This window comes from Streptomyces sp. NPDC057271, assembly GCF_042668715.1.
Classification (GTDB): domain Bacteria; phylum Actinomycetota; class Actinomycetes; order Streptomycetales; family Streptomycetaceae; genus Streptomyces.
In genome coordinates this window covers 15,736-33,422 of record NZ_JBHUYJ010000058.1, presented here as the reverse complement: position 1 = coordinate 33,422, position 17,687 = coordinate 15,736, and the positions used below count along the sequence as shown (strand labels likewise).

At 71.9% G+C, this 17,687-nt stretch carries 12 protein-coding genes; 5 read left to right on the top strand and 7 right to left on the bottom strand.

Going from position 1 to position 17,687, the window contains the following annotated elements; all coding sequences use genetic code 11:
- Window positions 1-230 precede the first annotated feature (230 nt).
- Window positions 231-1,031, bottom strand: a complete 801-nt coding sequence (locus ACFUJR_RS24525; protein WP_383174100.1) for a DeoR/GlpR family DNA-binding transcription regulator — start codon at window positions 1,029-1,031, stop codon at window positions 231-233.
- A gap of 152 nt (window positions 1,032-1,183) precedes the next feature.
- Between ACFUJR_RS24525 and ACFUJR_RS24520 the strand changes: the two genes are divergently transcribed.
- Both ACFUJR_RS24520 and ACFUJR_RS24515 read left to right on the top strand, forming a co-directional pair.
- On the top strand, window positions 1,184-2,143 hold the full coding sequence (locus tag ACFUJR_RS24520) for an SIS domain-containing protein (protein ID WP_383174097.1): 960 nt from the start codon (window positions 1,184-1,186) through the stop codon (window positions 2,141-2,143).
- Window positions 2,143-3,012 (top strand): ketose-bisphosphate aldolase, encoded by an 870-nt coding sequence (locus ACFUJR_RS24515; protein WP_383174094.1) that lies wholly within the window; start codon window positions 2,143-2,145, stop codon window positions 3,010-3,012. The genes ACFUJR_RS24520 and ACFUJR_RS24515 overlap by 1 nt, the downstream gene beginning before the upstream one ends.
- On the opposite strand, the gene ACFUJR_RS24510 is transcribed toward ACFUJR_RS24515, so the two are convergent.
- The 6 genes from ACFUJR_RS24510 to ACFUJR_RS24485 form a co-directional block, all read right to left on the bottom strand.
- Window positions 2,995-4,830, bottom strand: coding sequence for a VanW family protein (locus tag ACFUJR_RS24510; protein WP_383174091.1), 1,836 nt, complete (start codon window positions 4,828-4,830; stop codon window positions 2,995-2,997). The genes ACFUJR_RS24515 and ACFUJR_RS24510 overlap by 18 nt on opposite strands.
- A gap of 92 nt (window positions 4,831-4,922) precedes the next feature.
- Window positions 4,923-5,459, bottom strand: coding sequence for a GNAT family N-acetyltransferase (locus ACFUJR_RS24505; RefSeq protein WP_383174140.1), 537 nt, complete (start codon window positions 5,457-5,459; stop codon window positions 4,923-4,925).
- Between the two features lie 190 nt (window positions 5,460-5,649).
- Window positions 5,650-7,092 carry a GH1 family beta-glucosidase gene (locus ACFUJR_RS24500; protein WP_383174088.1) on the bottom strand — a complete coding sequence of 481 codons (1,443 nt, stop codon included), beginning with the start codon at window positions 7,090-7,092 and terminating at the stop codon, window positions 5,650-5,652.
- A gap of 103 nt (window positions 7,093-7,195) precedes the next feature.
- Window positions 7,196-8,071 (bottom strand): carbohydrate ABC transporter permease, encoded by an 876-nt coding sequence (locus tag ACFUJR_RS24495; RefSeq protein WP_383174085.1) that lies wholly within the window; start codon window positions 8,069-8,071, stop codon window positions 7,196-7,198.
- Between the two features lie 4 nt (window positions 8,072-8,075).
- The gene (locus ACFUJR_RS24490; protein WP_383174082.1) at window positions 8,076-9,074 is read right to left on the bottom strand and encodes a carbohydrate ABC transporter permease; all 999 of its coding nucleotides are present in this window, start codon (window positions 9,072-9,074) and stop codon (window positions 8,076-8,078) included.
- Between the two features lie 516 nt (window positions 9,075-9,590).
- On the bottom strand, window positions 9,591-10,940 hold the full coding sequence (locus tag ACFUJR_RS24485; protein ID WP_383174459.1) for an ABC transporter substrate-binding protein: 1,350 nt from the start codon (window positions 10,938-10,940) through the stop codon (window positions 9,591-9,593).
- A gap of 212 nt (window positions 10,941-11,152) precedes the next feature.
- On the opposite strand from ACFUJR_RS24485, the gene ACFUJR_RS24480 reads away from it, so the two are divergent.
- The 3 genes from ACFUJR_RS24480 (at window position 11,153) to ACFUJR_RS24470 (ending at window position 17,629) form a co-directional block, all read left to right on the top strand.
- Window positions 11,153-12,181 (top strand): LacI family DNA-binding transcriptional regulator, encoded by a 1,029-nt coding sequence (locus ACFUJR_RS24480; protein WP_383174456.1) that lies wholly within the window; start codon window positions 11,153-11,155, stop codon window positions 12,179-12,181.
- Between the two features lie 100 nt (window positions 12,182-12,281).
- Window positions 12,282-16,859, top strand: coding sequence for an aminotransferase class I/II-fold pyridoxal phosphate-dependent enzyme (locus tag ACFUJR_RS24475; protein WP_383174453.1), 4,578 nt, complete (start codon window positions 12,282-12,284; stop codon window positions 16,857-16,859).
- Window positions 16,856-17,629: a class I SAM-dependent methyltransferase gene (locus ACFUJR_RS24470; RefSeq protein WP_383174450.1), complete on the top strand. Its 774-nt coding sequence runs from the start codon at window positions 16,856-16,858 to the stop codon at window positions 17,627-17,629. The genes ACFUJR_RS24475 and ACFUJR_RS24470 overlap by 4 nt, the downstream gene beginning before the upstream one ends.
- The last annotated feature ends 58 nt before the right edge of the window (window positions 17,630-17,687 follow it).

Sequence of the window (17,687 nt, the reverse complement as noted above, 5' to 3'; positions counted from 1 at the left end):
GCCCGCGCGGCGGCAAGCGCTGGTACGACCTGTCGGTCGTCGCTGGCGGGAGCAGCACCTTTCTCCGGTGCTTGGCGGGCCATGTCGAGAACGGCACGGCGGGCGTCGGCGCCCCGGGGGAGCATCACCGGCTGAGGCCGGACGGGCGGTGTGGCGGCCGGTCAGACGGTGACGACCCCCGGGCGGTGCGTCGGCCGACGACCCCGTCGGACGGGCGGTGTGGCGGCCGGTCAGACGGTGACGACCCGCACATCGGCGTCGGTCAGCCGCCGCACCGCCTCCGCCGGGAGGGCCGCGTCGGTCACCAGCACGTCGACGCGGTCAAGGCCGCAGATCCGGGCGAAGGCGCGCCGCCCCATCTTCGAGGAGTCGGTGACCACGACGACCCGGCTCGCGCGCTCGGCGAACAGCCGGCTGATCCCCGCCTCGTCCTCGTGGTGCGCCATGATGCCGAGCTCCGGGTCGATGCCGTCGACGCCGAGGACCACGACGTCGAGCACCACCTCGTTCAGGACCCCGGCGGCGAGCGGGCCGACCAGTTCGTACGTCTGTGGGCGGGCCACACCCCCCGAGACGACGATCTTGATCTGGGGTCGTACGGCGAGTTCGCCGGCGATGTTGAGCGCGTTGGTCACCACGGTCAGCGCGGGGGCGGGCGGGGTGCCGGGCGGCTCGGTCCTGCCGCCGCCGAAGCGCAGTGCCAGCGCGCGTGCCACCTCGGTGGTCGTCGTCCCGCCGTTGAGGCCGAGCACCTCGCCCTCGTGGATCAGCTCCGCCACCGCGGCGGCGATGCGCTGCTTCTCCGAGGCGTGCCGGGAGGACTTGTAGCGCAGGGGCAGCTCGTACGAGACGCCGTGCGGGACGGCTCCGCCCCGGGTACGTACCAGGAGCCGCTGTTCGGCGAGTTCGTCCAGGTCCCGGCGGATCGTGGCGGGGGAGACGTCGAGCGTGGCGGCGGCCTCCTCGACCTCCAGCCTGCCGGTGGAGGAGAGGAGTTCGAGGAGCGTGTTCCACCGCTCGTGCTTCGACATGATCGCGATTTTAGCGCCGTGCCGACGCCGTGGGCCCTGGACCGTACGCCGCCGCTGATGGATACTGCGCACAGTGATCGATGCTCGAAGATGCTCGAAAATAATCTCTTACGAGCATGATTGAGCATCTTCTGTCAGTGAAGGAGTCGCACGTGCCCCCTACGGGACCCTCCCGCACCGCCGCCGAAATCGCCTCCCAGCCCGCCTCCTGGCGCAAGGCCGCAGAGACCCTGCCCCAACACCGCGCGGCGCTGCCGGTGCGCGGCGAACGCCTCGCCGTCGTCGGCTGCGGCACCTCCTGGTTCATCGCCCAGGCCTACGCCCAGCTTCGCGAGACCGGCGGCCACGGCGAGACCGACGCCTTCGCCGCCTCCGAGTTCCCGCCCGCACGGAGCTACGACCGGATCCTCGCCATCACCCGCTCCGGCACCACCACCGAGGTCCTCGACCTGCTCCGCCGCGTCCAGGGGACCGTCGCCACCGGTGCCCTCACCGCCGACCCGACGACCCCCGTCATGGCCGCCGCCGACGCCGTGGCCGTCCTCGACTTCGCGGACGAGGAGTCGGTGGTGCAGACCCGCTTCGCCACTACCGCCCTCGCCCTGCTCCGCGCGCACCTGGAGGCGGAGGACGCCCTCCCGGCCGGCGTGCGTACCGTCGAACGGGCGGCCAAGGACGCCGAACGCGCCGTCGACGAACCCCTCGCCGCCGAGATCACCGGTGCCGAGCAGTACACGTTCCTCGGCACCGGATGGACCTACGGACTCGCCCTCGAAGCTGGCCTGAAGATGCGCGAGGCCGCAGGCGCCTGGACCGAGGCCTACCCGGCCATGGAATACCGCCACGGCCCGATCAGCATCACCGCGCCCGGCCGGGTCGCCTGGGCCTTCGGCCCTGTTCCCACCGGCCTCGCCGCCGACGTGGCCCGCGTCGGCGGCACCCTCGTCGCGGAGTCGGGCGCCGCCGACGCCGAACTCGACCCGATGGCCGACCTCATCCGCGCCCAGCGGCTCGCGGTCCTGCTCGCCGAGGCACAGGGCCAGAACCCGGACCGCCCGCGCAACCTCACCCGGTCCGTCGTCCTCGACCACGGCGCGTCGGAGGAGAGCTGATGCCGCTCACCACCACCGGGGAGATCGTCCTCGAAGCCCGCGAGCGCGCCGCCGGCGCCGGGGCGTTCAACGTGATCCAGATCGAGCACGCGCAGGCCATCGTCGCGGGCGCCGAGGCCGCGGACCGTCCCGTGATCCTCCAGATCAGCGAGAACACCGTCCGCTACCACGGGTCCCTGGAGCCCATCGCCCTCGCGACGCTCGCCATCGCCCGCCGCGCCGCCGTCCCGGTCGCCGTCCACCTCGACCACGCCGAGTCGCCCGACCTCGTCCGCGAGGCCGTCGCCCTCGGCTTCGGTTCCGTCATGTTCGACGCCTCGACCCTCCCGTACGAGGAGAACGTCACCGCCACCCGCGAGATGACCGACTACTGCCACCGTGAGAACGTCTGGGTGGAGGCCGAACTGGGCGAGGTGGGCGGCAAGGACGGCGCCCACGCGCCCGGCGTGCGCACCGACCCCGCCGAGGCGCGCGCCTTCGTCGCCGCGACCGGCGTCGACGCCCTCGCCGTCGCCGTCGGCAGCTCCCACGCGATGCTCACCCGGGACGCCGTCCTCGACCTCGACCTCGTCTCCCGACTGCGCGAGGCCGTGGACGTACCCCTCGTTCTGCACGGCTCCTCCGGCGTCGGGGACGCCGACCTCGGCCGGGCCGTCGGCGCCGGGATGACGAAGGTGAACGTGGCCACGCACCTCAACAAGGCGTTCACCGGCGCCGTCCGGACCCACCTGGGGGAGAACGCCACGACCGTCGACCCGCGCCGCTACCTCGGACCGGCGCGCACGGCCGTCGCGGAGGCGGTCTCCCATCTGCTGCGGGTGCTCGGAGCCGAGGCGCCCCTGGTGCGCAGCTCAGTCGCCGGTCCCTGAGCCCTGCGGGGCCGAGTTCTGCGCGGGCGCGTCCTGAGAGCCTCCCGGGTCCTCCCCGGCTCCCGCTTCCTCGCAGGTGACGCGGTCGCGCGGGGTGTAGTGCGTACGGAAGGTCTCCCGGCCGACCTCCGCCCCGCCGTCGCGGAAGACCCGGTCCACGGTGATGTCGAAGCCCTCCAGCGGCGTCTGCGGCTCACACTTCGGACCCGAGCCGGTCCGCTCGGAGGGCTCCGTGAGGTTGGTACGGGGGCCCTCCACCGCCTCGACGGCGTCGAACTTCTTCGTGCCGAGGAAGCTGACGGTCACGGAGGAGTCGGTGGAGCTCGCCTTGACGTAGATCCAGGCGTCGGAGTTGTTGCGGAACTTCAGGTCCAGCGTGCCCCAGGCCACCGTCGCCTCCCGGCCCGGCGGGTACCGCTCGATGTAGAAGGAGTGCGCCCCGTACTCGACCGGCTTGACCCCCGCGAAGAAGATCGCGTTGAAGACCGTGGTGGCGACCGCGGAGACCCCGCCGCCCGGCGCCGAGTGGTACTGCCCGTCCAGGATCATCGTGCCGTCCACGAAGCCGTTGGCCTTGGTGCGCTCCCCGACGGTCCGGTTGAAGCTCCAGACCTCGCCCGGTCGCACCAGCGAGCCGTTGATCAGCTCGACCGCCCGGCCGATGTTGATCGTCCGGTACGGCGCTGTGGGGAAGTCGACCGTGAACGTGGACATCTGCTCCTTGATCCCCATCTCCGCCACCGACTTCCTGGTCAGCACCGGCTGGATCAGTTTGGTGGCCACGGGACCGGTCCGCGCCGTGTCGCCCCGCTTCGGCAGCAGCGGCATGACCGCCGCGCCCAGGGACTCGGCCGTCACCTCGTGTCCCGGCCGCCCGTCCGCGAGGACCACCACCCGACCGTCCTCCACTCCGAGACGCGCCTCGACCGGCCCGGTGGCGACCCTGTCGAGCGGGCGCGCCACGGCCGGGTCACGGATCAGCCCCTGCTCGTCGAGCGTGGGGACGAGCCGGCCCTCGTCGTCCGCCTTCACCGTCAGATGCGCGCCGAGCGTCGTCGGGGTGATCCGCAGGCTCTCGCCGTCGACGGTGAGGGTCACAGGTCCCGACATCGCGGGCGTCCCGAACGCGTCGAGGAAGCGGGCCGTCTCCGCCTCGCCGACCTTGGGCGGGGACACGGCGGTCGGCAGCGCCACCGGGTGCTCGTCCCCGGGCTCGGGATAGTTCGCGCGCAGGGTGTCCACGGCGCCGTCGACGTCCAGCTTCTGTCCGATGCGGGGCTGTACGGTCACCGCCTGACCGTCCTCGAAGGAGACGGCGCCCTCGACGGTCGTCCGGTCGTAGGTACGGGCCGCCTCGGTCATCGCCGCCCGGGCCTCGGACTCGTCGAAGGCGACGACCGGTTCGACGTTCCGCTCGTCGGTGGAGAACAGCCGGCCGATCACGGTCGCCGGATCACGCGAGGGATCCGCCGCCTTGTCGACGGTCTTCTCCACATCGACGCTCAGCCCGGCCGTGGCCGGATCGACGGTGCCGGTGCTCGCGCCGATGCGTACCGGTATCGGAGCCGTCCAGGACGCGGGCGCAGCCGCCGTCAGCGTCGCCCGCGCCTCCTGGCGGCTCATGCCGCCGATGTCCACGCCGTCCACCCGGGTGCCCTCGGAGATGTCGTTCCCCGTGGCGAGGAGACCCGCCGCGTACAGCCCGCCCGCGGCGACGAGGGCCACTCCGGCCGCCGTCACCGCGATGCGTATGCGCCGACCGCGAGAGGACGACGGCGTCGCGTCGTCCTCGTGCCTGGAGTCGCTGGAGTCGCTCACACGGCCTCCCGGTGGGTCGGGGTACCCGAGATCCAAGCGTGACGTTACGCCGAGCGGGTGGCTCACGCATGTCGGACGGCTCTGACCTGCTCCTATGTCACGGAACCCGGCACGTCGCGGCCGGGCCGGGCCGGCGCCGGCACGTCGAGCGAGATCCAGGTGTCGGGAGGTACGTCCGGCCGTCCGGGGACCGGCCTGCGCTCCTCGGACCAGGCCTCGCCGGCGATGTCGGCGGCGACCCGGCGCCAGAACCGCACGGCTCCGGTGTTCTCCTCCTGGAAGGCGACCTCCCAGCGTCCCGGGTGCGCGGCCACGACCTCCCGCACCGCCCGCAGCCCGACTCCCGCCCGCCGCGCGGCGCGCACCACGAAGAAGCTGTTGAGCACGCGCGCCGGGGCGGACAGGCCGCGGACGAAGGCGAGACCCACCGGGTGCCGGCCGCTCGTCACGAGGTACGCGGCCCAGTCGGCGTCCGCGATGGCCGAGTCGAGCCGTTCCCTGCGGAAGGTTCCGTCCAGGTGCGGCAGTACACCGCTGTACTCGGACATGTCATGGCGGAACATCAGCCAGAGGCGTTCCAGGGTGGGGTGGTCGGCAGGACCGGCGCGCCGCACGGACACGCCGGGCAGGGGCCGCCTCGGGGCTCGGGCTCGTGGCAGGGGGCTTCTCGGGTTCTGTGGCATGAAAAAAGCCTCCCGGGCGGGGCGACGGCCCAGCCGGAGAGGCGCATTGACGTACGGACAGATTACCAGCCGCCCCGGAGGCGAAGGAGGCCGGGGGTGGTGCGTGAGGGATGAACTCTCCCTCACACACCACGGTTCAGCCCTCCACCGGGTCCACCAGCTCGTTCGACCGAGCCACGCGCGCGTACCAGTGCGCGCTCGACTTGGGGGTGCGGGCGAGCGAGTCGTAGTCGACGTGGACCGCGCCGAACCGCTTCGCGTAGCCGTACGCCCACTCGAAGTTGTCCATGAGCGACCAGAGGAAGTAGCCGCGGACGTCCGCGCCGTCCCCGATCGCCCGGTGCACGGCCGCCAGGTGACCGTGCACGTAGGCGATCCGGTCGGGGTCGTGGACCGAGCCGTCCGCGCCGACCTCGTCCTCGTACGCGGCGCCGTTCTCCGTGATCAGCAGCGGCAGGTCCGGATACCGTGCGGAGATCCGGGTCAGCAGCTCGTACAACCCGTTCGGGTCCACCGCCCAGCCCATGGCCGTGCGTTCGCCCGGCGCCCGGTGGAAGGCGACGTCGTCCGCGCCGGGCCAGGGGGAGTGGTCGCTCGCCCCGTGTCCGTCGTCCTGCGGCTTCGCCATCCCCTCGGACACCGACGACACCACCGTCGGTGTGTAGTAGTTGATGCCGAGCGCGTCCAGCGGCCGGCCGATCGTGGCCGTGTCGCCTTCGCGTACGAACGCCCAGTCGGTCAGCGACGCGGTGTCGGCGAGGAGGGCCGCCGGATACGCGCCGTCGAGGAGCGGGCCCAGGAAGACTCCGTTGCCGACCGCGTCGATCCGACGCGCCGCCTCCCGGTCCGCCGCCGAGGTGGTGAGCGGACGGACCTCGTGCAGGTTCAGGCTGATGGAGACCTTCGCCCGCCCGGGGTGCGCGGCGCGCAGGGCCTGCGCGGCGAGCCCGTGGCCCAGGTTCAGGTGGTGCGCCGCGCGCAGGGCCGCGACGGGGTCCGTGCGGCCGGGGGCGTGGACCCCGGAGCCGTAGCCGAGAAAGGCGCTGCACCAGGGCTCGTTGAGGGTGGTCCAGCGGGAGACCCGGTCGCCGAGCGCCTCGCCGACCAGCGCCGCGTACGCCCCGAACCGCTCGGCCGTGGCCCGCTCGGGCCAGCCGCCCGCAGTCTCCAGCTCCTGCGGCAGGTCCCAGTGGTAGAGCGTGGCGACCGGCTCGATGCCGGCCGCGAGCAGCTCGTCGACGAGCCGACGGTAGAAGTCCAGGCCCTTCTGGACGGCCGGTCCGCGGCCGGTCGGCTGGACGCGCGGCCACGCCACCGAGAAGCGGTAGGCGCTCAGGCCGAGGTCCGCCATCATCCGGACGTCGTCCCGGAAGCGGTGGTAGTGGTCGACCGCCACATCGCCGGTGTGGCCCTCGAACACTCTCCCCGGGGTGTGCGAGAAGGTGTCCCAGATCGACGGCGTACGGCCGTCCTCGGCCGCCGCTCCCTCGATCTGGTACGCGGCGGTGGCGGCGCCCCACAGGAAGCCGGGCGGGAACTGACGGACCGTCGTGTGCGGTCGGGGATCTGTCGCGGTCATGCGGAGGTGCTCCCGGGTGAGAGGGGTGTACGGGGAAAGGGCAGGGGCCGGTCACCGGTCCGCGAGTCGGCTCGTGACCCCCGGACCGGCCCGTGACCTCAGGTCAGCTCTTGACCGCGCCCGTGGTGATGCCGCCGACGATGTGCTTGCCGAGCACGGCGAAGACCAGCAGCAGTGGCAGGGTGGATATCAGCGCGCCCGTCAGCACGATCGACTGGTCGACGGTGTGGTTGCCCGCTCCCAGACCGGCCAGGGCCACCTGGAGCGTGGGACTGCCGTCCGGGGTCAGCGCGATGAACGGCCAGAAGAAGTCGTTCCAGGCCTGGACGAAGACCAGCATGCCGAGCACCGCCATCGCGGGCCGCGCGACCGGGAACACCACGTGCCAGATGATTCGCAGGCTGTGCGCGCCGTCCACCCGGGCCGCCTCCACGAGCTCCACGGGCAGTGCCTCGATCAGGTACTGGCGCATGAAGAAGACGCCGAACGCGGCGACCAGGGACGGCAGGACGACGGACTGGAGCTGGTCGACCCAGCCCAGGTCGGTGATGATCCGGTACAGCGGGATCACGCTGAGCTGCGGCGGAATCGTCATGGTCGCCACGACGAGTGCCAGCATCGCGCCCCGCCCCTTGAAGGGCAGCTTGGCGAAGGCGAAGCCGGCCAGGGTGGCGAAGAGCACGGTGGACACCGCCACGAGCCCGGCCACGACGGTCGTGTTGACCAGCGCCTCGCCCATGTCGACCTGGTTCCAGGCGAAGGCGAGGTTGTCGAAGAGCCGCGGACCGGGCAGCAGCGGTGCCGGGGGAGAGACGACACGCTCGCCCGAGTGGGAGGCGGCGACCAGGTTCCAGTAGAGCGGGAAGAGCGAGATCAGGGCCGCCAGGCCGAGCAGGACGTAGGTCAGCGGGCCGGCCCCGTGCTGATCACCGGCCGGCGGGCGGGGACGGAGACGGAGAGGAACACGCAGTCGTGACATGAGGTCAGGCCCCCGGCTTCTTGAGGTTCGCCCGGGCGAGGAGCGTGCGGACCGCACCGATCACCAGCAGGAGCAGCAGCATCACCCAGGCGATGGCGGAGGCCTGGCCAAGGGCGCCGGTCACCCAGCCCTTCTCGTACATCAGCAGGCTCAGCGTCTGGAACTGGTTGCCGCTGCCACCGCTGATGCCGAGGCTGCCGCCGAAGATCATCGGTTCGCCGAACAACTGGGTGGCGCCGATCGTGGAGACCACGATCGTGAAGAGGATCGTCGGACGGATCGACGGAATCGTCACGCTGAGGAACTGGCGCCACCGGGACGCCCCGTCCAGCGCCGCCGCCTCGTAGAGGTCCTTCGGCACCGCCTGCATCGCGGCCAGGTAGATGAGCGCGTTGTAGCCGGTCCAGCGCCAGGTCACGATCGTCGAGATCGCGATCTGCGCGGGCCACTTGGAGGACTCCCAGTCGACCGGCTCGAACCCGACCCAGCCCAGGACGGTGTTGATCAGGCCGTAGTCGGTGTTGAAGAGCTGGGCGAAGACGAGGGTCGCCGCCGCGATCGAGGTGGCGTAGGGGGCGAGGACCGCGACCCGGAAGAACCCCCTGGCGCGCAGCCGGTAGTTGAGCAGATGGGCCAGGCCGAGCGCCATCAGCAGTTGGGGGACGGTCGACACGACACCGATCGTGAAGGTGTTGGCCAGCGCGTTCCAGAAGAACTCGCTCTGCGCGAGGGAGCGGTAGTTGTCCAGGCCCCGCCACTCCGCCTCACCGCCGAGCTCCACCCGGTGCAGGGAGAGCCAGCCGGTGTAGATCAGCGGGAAGAGCCCGAAGGCGGCGAAGGTGAGGAAGAACGGGGCGACGAACGCGTAGGGGCTGAACCGCAGGTCCCAGCGGTAGAGCCGGCTGCGGATGCCTGCGCGGGGCGGTGTTGGAGGGGGCGGGGCGGGAGAGGGCGGAGCGGGCGGCGGGGAGCCGTCGGCCGCCGCCCGGAGGGAGGTGGCCACGGGGGCGTCCCTTCGGAATCGGTACGGAGTGCGCGGCGCGCGGTCGGTGCGGTGCGCGCGGCGGTGCGGTGCGCGGTCGGTGCTGCGGTGCCGTGCGGTGCGCGCGGTGCTGCGGTGCCGTGAGGTGCGCGCGGTGTGTGCGGTGCCGTGAGGTAGGTGCGGTGCTGCCGTGCTGTGGTGCTGCGGTGCTGCGGTGCTGCGGTGCTGTGGTGCTGTGGTGCTGCCGTGCTGTGGTGCTGCGGTGCTGCGGTGCTGCGGTGCGTGTGGTGCCGTGCGCTGTGTGCGGTGCTGCGGTGCGAGCGGTGACGTGAGCTACGTGCAGTGCATGCGGCGTGTGAGGTGCTGCGGTGTGTGCGGTGCCTTGCGGCCGTGGCGCGTGCCGTCGGTGCGGGTTCGGGTTGCGGCCGTACGGCTCCGGAGCGTGCCGTCGGCGCGGGCGCGTGACGTCGGCGGGGCGGGGGCCGGTGGCCGCCCGGCGGGGGAGCGCCGGGGCGGCCACCGGCCTCGCGTCCCCGGCTACTGCTCGATCTTGTCCTCGACCAGCTTCCTGACGTTCTCCCAGGCCTTCGCGGGATCCGTGCCACGCTGCTCGATGTCGAGGATGCCGTTGTCGGTGAGGAAGGTCTTCACCTGGCCGTCCCAGCGGCTGATCGGGGCCGGGGTGATGCCGGCCGCGGCCTGCGAGTAGATCCGGCCGACGGGCGTGTCCCCGAAGTACGGCAGCTTCGCGTCCTGCACGGTCGCCGACGAGAGCGTGTCCTTGGTCGAGGGGATGTTGCCGTTCACGCCGAAGACCTTGGCGTGCTGTGCGGGCGCGGTGAGCCAGGCGGCCAGCTCCGCCGCCTCCTTGGCGTGCTTGCCCGACTTGGGGACGGCGAGGAACGAGCCGCCCCAGTTGCCGGCCACCGGCGGCGCGGCGATGTCCCACTTGCCCTGGTTGCCCGCGCCCGCCTGGTCCTTGATGATGCCGGTCATCCAGCTCGGGCAGGCGACCGTGGCGAACGTGGAGTTCTTGAAGGCCGCGTTCCAGGTGCCCTTCTCGTCGAACTGGCGGAGCTTGGCCGTGAGGCCGCCCTGCGCCGCCGCGACGGCGGTGTCCCAGGCCTTCTTCACGCCCGGGCTGTTCTCGTAGTCCAACTCGCCCTTGGTGTCGGCGTACTGCACGGCCTCGCTGGAGACGACGGCGTTGAACAGACCGCTCGCGGAGTCGTGGAACGACGTTCCGGGCGGAGCGGCCTTCTTGTACGTCTCGCCCGTCGTCAGGAACTTGGCCCAGTCCCCCTGCCACAGCGCGCCGACGGCGGCCCGGTCGGTGGGCAGCCCGGCCTTGGCGAAGAGCTCCTTGTTGTAGCAGATCGCCATCGGGCCGATGTCGGTGCCGAGTCCGATGACCTTGCCGTCGGCGGTGGTGGCCTGCTTGACCTTCCAGTCGAGGTAGGCGCCCAGGTCCGCGCCGCCGGTCGTGCCGAGGTCGACCCACTTGTCCGCCATGGCGGGGCCGGTGGCCTCCGCCACGTAACCGACCTCCAGGGCCTGGATGTCGGCGAGTCCGCTGTTGCGGGAGAGCCGCAGCTTGAGGGTGTCCCAGTACTTCTGTCCGTCGGCGACGTTCGACTCGACGATCTTGATGTTCGGGTGTGCCTTCTCGTACTCGGCGTAGAGCTTGGCGCCCGTCTTGTCGTCGTAGCCGAACGACCCGAACGTTCCGATGCGCAAGGTGATCTGTCCGTCGCCGCCGGCCTCGTCGGAACCGCCGTCGCCGCCGCAGCCGGTGATCAGGGCGGCGCAGACGGCGACCCCGGCGACCGCGGCCCGCGCGGTGCGGCGCTGTGCCTGTCTGCTGCGGCTCGTGCTGGAAGTGCGCATTCGACTCTCCTCGTCCGGGGTGGTGCGATGCGTGGCTCGGTACGGCCCGCGGCTCATTGTGTGGGAGCGCTCCCACTGCGTCTCGCCCGAAGGTTGCTGTCTGGTCCGTACGGGTGTCAAGAGGCGGGCCGGAATTCGTTACGCCCCGCCTGGGAGCGCTCCCACGCTTGGTACAGTCACGGGACACAGGGGGATACGAGGGGAGACGGCAGATGGTGGTGAACGGGCGCCAGACCGGCAGGCCCACCCTGGAGGAGGTCGCGGCCAGGGCCGGCGTCGGCCGGGGCACGGTCTCGCGGGTGATCAACGGCTCCCCGCGGGTGAGCGAACACGCCAAGGCCGCCGTCGCCCGGGCCGTCGCCGAGCTCGGCTACGTACCCAACCGCGCCGCCCGGGCGCTGGCGGGCAGCCGTACGGACGCGGTGGCGCTCGTGATCCCCGAGACCGAGGCCCGGCTCTTCGCCGAGCCGTACTTCCTCGACATCATCCGTGGAGTCAGCGCCGAACTCGCCGACGCCGACAAGCAGTTGCTGCTCACGCTGATCCGGAACGACAAGGAGAGGCAGCGCTTCGAGCAGTACCTCGCCGCCCAGCGGGTGGACGGCGTGCTGCTCGTCTCGGTCCACGGCGACGATCCCCTGCCGGACCAGGTGCGGGCGCTCGGGCTGCCGGCCGTGCTGAACGGACGGCGTACCGGGGCGGAGGAGGTGGCCTACGTGGACTCCGACAACGTCGGTGCCGGGCGGTCGGCCGTCGCCCATCTCGCCGGGCGCGGCCGTCGCCGTATCGCGACCATCTCCGGCCCCCTGGACATGTACGTCGCCCGCTGCCGCCTCGACGGCTACCGCCGGGGTCTCGCGGAGGCCGCGATCGCCGCGGACGAGCGGCTCGTGGCCACGGGAGACTTCACCGAGGAGGGCGGACGGCGGGCGATGCGGGAGCTGCTCGACCGCGTACCGGACCTCGACGCCGTCTTCGCCGCCTCGGACGTGATGGCGGCCGGAGCGCGCGGTGTGCTGAGGGAGTCGGGGCGCCGGGTCCCGCAGGACGTGGCCCTCGTCGGGGTCGACGACTCGGCCGTGGCCCGTCACATGGACCCGCCGCTGACCAGCGTGCGGCAGCCCATCGAGGAGATGGGGCGCACGATGGCCCGGCTGCTGCTGCAGGAGATCGCGGAGGAGTCCGGGGAGCAGTCCCACCGGGTGCTGCCGACGGAGCTGGTCGTCCGCGAGTCGTCCTGAACCGCCTCCCAAGATGCACCGGGCCCTCGATGCCCGGAGAATTGCAGCAACAGGGCCCGTTTCCGCCACCGGGCGCAACCTGGCAAGGGGGCGGTCGACGATGCCGCTGCGACAGGAGTACCGGTCGTTCACGGCCGGGACTCTGCGGCGGTGGGTCGTCCTCTATGCGTGCGTCGTCGCCCTGCTCACGGCCTTGTACCTCACGGTGCCGTCCCGGCACACGCTTCTCTGGGCGCTGATCGGCCTCAGCGGCGTCGTGGCGATCCTCACCGGTGTCCACATCCACAAGCCCGCCAGACGGTGGCCGTGGCTCGTGCTCGCAGGCGCCAATCTCACCTTCGTCGCCGGCGACACCGCGTACAACCTTCTGGAGAACCTGTTCGGCCAGACCAATCCCTTCCCCTCGGTCGCGGACGCCCTGTACCTGGCCACGTACCCGCTGTTCGCCATCGGGCTCTTCGGTTTCATCCGCTACCGCGCCGCCGGGCGCGACCTCGCCGTGGCGCTCGACGCTCTCATCCTCACCTCGGGGCTGGCCCTGCTCTCCTGGGTGTACCTGATCACCCCGCTCAGCAAGTCGCCCGACATGACGTGGACCGAGAAGGCCATCTCGATCGCCTATCCGCTCGGCGACGTCCTGATGCTCGCGATGCTCGCCCGCCTCCTGGTGCCCGGCGGGCTGAGGTCGCGAGCGGTGCAGCTGCTCACCGTGGGGACGTGCGGAATCCTCGCGTCCGACGTCATCTACGGAACGCTCCAGCTGCAGGGGACCTGGACGGTCGGGACCGGCTGGGACCTCGGCTGGGTCGTCTTCTTCACGGCCTGGGGCCTCGCGGCGCTGCACCCCTCCATGACCGGGCTGACGGAGCGTGTCCCCCAGCCGCCGCCGGTCATCGCCGAACGACGCCTGGCCCTGCTCGCCGCCGCCTCGCTCGTCGCACCCGTCCTGCTGCTCTACCAGTCGCTGCGTGACCACCGGGAACAGGACATCGGCGTCATCGCCGTCTTCTCCGCGATCATGTTCCTTCTGGTCCTCACCCGCCTCTGGTACATGATGGCCGAACACCGGAGCGCCGAGGCCCGCGAGCGCAGTCTGCGGGTGGCCGCCGCCTCCCTGGTGGCGGCGCTGAGCCCACGCGAGGTCGCCAGCGCCGTCGAGGCGGCCGCCGCCACCCTCGTCGGGCCCGGCACGCCGCACAAGACGATGCTCCTCGCCCGCGACCGCAGGCGCTTGCTCTACGCCGTCCCGACCGGGCACCTGCCCTGGAACTTCCGCGGCACGGACCTGTCCGGTCCGCGGAGCCCTCCGTGGGCGGAGCTTCTCGCCCAGGGGAGCCGGCTCGTCGGCACCGACGAGCTCGATCCGGTCGTCGCGCACGCCCTCGGACCGCTGTCGCACGCGCTGCTGTGCCCGCTGGCCCTGCAGGCCCCCGCCGCGGGCGAATCCCAGCTCGGTGTGCTGCTGCTCGCGGCTCCCGAGAAGAAGCTCCGCGAGATCTCCGGGTCCGCGCAGTCCCTCGCCTCCCAGGCGGCCCTCGCCCTGGAGCGTTTCGGGCTCAGCGAGGAGGTCAACCGCCGCACCAGCGAGGCGTACTTCCGCACCCTCGTGCACAACACCTCGGACGTCATCCTGATCGTCGACGACGACGACACCGTGCGGTACGCCAGCCCGTCGGCCGAGTCGATGTTCGGACACTCGCTGATGCCCGGGACGCCGCTGACCGAACTCCTGGCTCCGGGCGATGCCGCCAGCGCGCTGCGGATCCTCGCCGGCGTCCGCTCCCGCGACGACGTGGACGCCCGGGACGACTGGAAGCTGCGCCGCGGCGAGTCCACGGACCTGCACGTCGAGGTCCGGTGCAGCAATCTCCGTAACGAACGGACCGTCCACGGTCTCGTCCTCACCCTGAGGGACGTGACGGAGCAGCGGAAGCTGGAGCGGGAGCTCACCCACCGTGCCTTCCACGACTCGCTCACCGGACTCCCCAACCGGGTCCTGCTCCTCGAACGGATCGAGCGGGCACTGCTGCGGGGCCGCCGCGACTCCACCCTGACCTGCATGCTCTTCGTCGACCTCGACGACTTCAAGGTCGTCAACGACACCATGGGGCACTCGGTCGGCGACGAACTGCTCGTCGCCGTGGCCCGTCGGCTGACCTCCGTCCTGCGGCTCAGCGACACCGCCGCGCGGCTGGGCGGGGACGAGTTCGCCGTCCTGATCGAGGGAGCCAAGGAGCCCGGCGACGCCGAAGCCCTCGCCGCCCAGATCGTGCACACCCTGAGCCAGCCCTTCCACCTCACCGACGGCGCCGTCTCCGTGTCGACGAGCGTCGGCATCGCCACTGTCCTGGACAGCGCCCACGCCGAGGAGCTCCTCGGCCACGCCGACCTCGCGCTGTACGCCGCCAAGGCCGCGGGCAAGAAGCGGTGGCGGCGGTTCCGGCCGGAGCTGCACGCCCGCCTCGTCGCGCGCCACGAGCTGCAGGAGGGTATGGACACGGCCATCGCCGACCACGCCTTCGCCCTGCGCTACCAGCCGATCGTCGATGTCGCCGCCGGGGCCGTCGCCGGCTTCGAGGCACTGATCCGCTGGCCGCACGCACGGCGCGGGATGGTCCCGCCCGACCAGTTCATCACCCTGGCCGAGGAGAGCGGACACATCATGCCGCTCGGTGCCTGGGTGCTGGAACACGCCGCACTCGACGTCGCCCGCTGGCAGCGGGCCCGCCCGGGGCGTCAGCCACCGCTGTACGTCAACGTCAACGTCTCGCCCCGGCAGTTCCGCGACCCGGGTCTCCTCGACGACGTGCGCCGTACCCTCAGCTCCTCCGGGCTCGCCCCCGGCACCCTGGTCCTGGAACTCACCGAGACCGTGCTGATGCGCAGGGACGAGCAGATCCGCACCACCATGCGGGAGCTGCGGGAACTCGGGGTCTCCATCGCGATCGACGACTTCGGCACCGGGTTCTCCTCGCTCAGCTATCTGCGGGAGTTCCCCATCGACGTGCTCAAGGTCGACAAGTCGTTCATCGACGACATCACCACCGACCGGCAGCAGCTGGCACTCGTCGAGGGGATCGTCCGGATCGCCGACGTCCTCGGCCTGAACGTGGTCGCGGAGGGCATCGAGCACGAGGGGCAGCGCGAGCTCCTCGCCGACATGGGCTGCCAGTACGGCCAGGGTTTTCTCTTCGCCCGGCCCATGACCGCCCACCAGGCCGAGTCCTTCCTGCGCCGCGCCTCGCCCGGCCTCACGTCCGCACCGGCCGGGACCGCCGTCGCCGAGCGACCCCGTGCGTCCGTCCGGCCTATGACGGCGCAGCAGGCCGCGGCCGAGGCGGCGCAGGCACAGGCGGCCGCGGCGCAGACGGCCGGCACCCGGCCGACCGGCAGCGCGCCGCGCGGTCCGGCGCAGCGCGATCGCCGGTGGCGCGACCTGGAGCGGCTGAAGCGAACCAGCCCGATGTGCGACGCCGTCATCGACGAGATCGACGGCCGCAAGGTGCGCGTCGAGAACGATTGGCTCGTCGACTTCGCCTCCTGCAACTACCTCGGCTTCGACCTCGAACCGGAGATCATGGCGTCGATCGGCCCGCAGGTCGGCAGCTGGGGCACGCACCCCAGCTGGTCCCGTCTGATCGGCAGCCCCCGGCTGTACCCCCGGATCGAGGAGCGGCTGACCGAACTGCTCGGCGCGCCGGACACCCTCCTGCTGCCGACGATCACCCTCATCCACCAGTCGGTGATCCCGCTTCTCGCCGGCGACGGACGGGTCTTCGTCGAGGCGACGGCCCACCGCACGGTCTACGACGGATGTGTGGTGGCCCGCGGCCAGGGGGCGAGAGTGCAGCGCTTCCACGCCGACAGCCCGTGGGAGCTGGACATGCAACTGCGTTCCGTCCCCGGCGGGGAGAGCCGCCTGGTCTGCATGGACGGCGTCAACAGCATGACCGGCAACTTCCCGGACCTCGGCGAGATCGCCCGGATCTGCCGCGAGAACGGCGCCCTGCTCTACGTGGACGACGCCCACGGCTTCGGGGTGATCGGCGAACGGGCAGACGGCGAGTCCTCACCCTGGGGCTCCCGGGGGAACAGCATCATCCGCCATCTCGGCGAGTCCTACGACGGTGTCGTCCTGGTCGGCGGATTCTCCAAGGCGTACTCGTCGCTGCTCGCCTTCCTCGCCGTACCGAAGTGGCTGAAGGACCACCTCAAGGTCGCGGCCGCGCCCTATCTCTACTCCGGGCCCTCCCCGACGGCCTCGCTCGCCACCGCACTCGCCGGACTCGACGTCAACGCCGAGCGCGGGGACGCCATCCGGGCCGACCTGTTCCGCAAGACCGCGCGGATCCTCGACCACGTGCGCGCCCTGGACATCGCGACCCCCAACACCGACGGACTTCCGATCATCGAGATCCCGCTCGGCGACGCACAGGATCTCGAAGCGGTCGCCTCGTTCCTGTGGGGGCGCGGGATCTACGTCACGCTGGCCAGCTATCCCCTCGTCCCGCGCGACCGTGTGGGCTTCCGCATCCAGGTCACGGCCGCCAACACCGACGAGGAGATCGACCAGCTCAACGCGGCGCTGACCGACCTCTCGCAGCGCTTCGCCCTGCAGCGGGTGCACGCAAGCTCCCATCCCGGCGTCACCGCCGGCCGGCCCGCGGACTCCCGATGAGCTCCTCGGCGCGGGCGCTCCGGCACAACCGCGACGCGGACTGGGACTCCTGGCCTGTCGCCGACTACCTGGCGGAGAACTACCGGCAGCTGCACCCGTGCGACATCGGCGTCATCCACCACCACGCGGCCTTCTACCGGCGGTTCGCGCCCGGCAGCATCGCCCGCGCCCTGGAGTTCGGCGCCGGGCCCAATCTGTATCCCCTGATGCTGGCCGCCGCCGCGAGCCGGCGCGTCGACGCCCTCGAACCCAGCAGGGCGAGCGTCGGATATCTCCGCGAGCAGCTGGCCCACGGGCCCGACGCGAGCTGGCAGGCGTTCTACGCCCTCTGCCGCGAACTCGACCCGAACCTCCCCGAGACGCCCGCCGAGGCCCTGGCGCGGGTACGGATCGTCCCCGGCGGCGCCGACGACGTCCCCCCGGGGACGTACGACCTGGCCTCGATGAACTTCGTCGCCGAGAGCGTCACCGAGGACTTCGCCGAGGTCGCCGCGCTGTGCGCCGACTTCGTCCGCTCGGTACGGCCGGGAGGGCATCTCGTGGCCGCTTTCATGGAACGCATGCCCAGCTACCGCATCGGCGACGGCCCGGACTGGCCGGCCTGCCCGGTGGACGCGGGCGCGGTCCGCTCCGTCTTCGCGCCGCTGACCGAGGAGCTGCGCATCAGCCGGCTGGCGAAGGACCGCACCCTTCCCGAGTACGGCGACACGGGCGTGCTCCTGCTGACGGCCCGGCGACCGGAGACGCCGTCGCGCTCGTGGCGCCGGTGACCTGACCCCCGTGACCTCATGCGATCCGCCCGTGCGATCCGCCCGTGACGTCACCCGA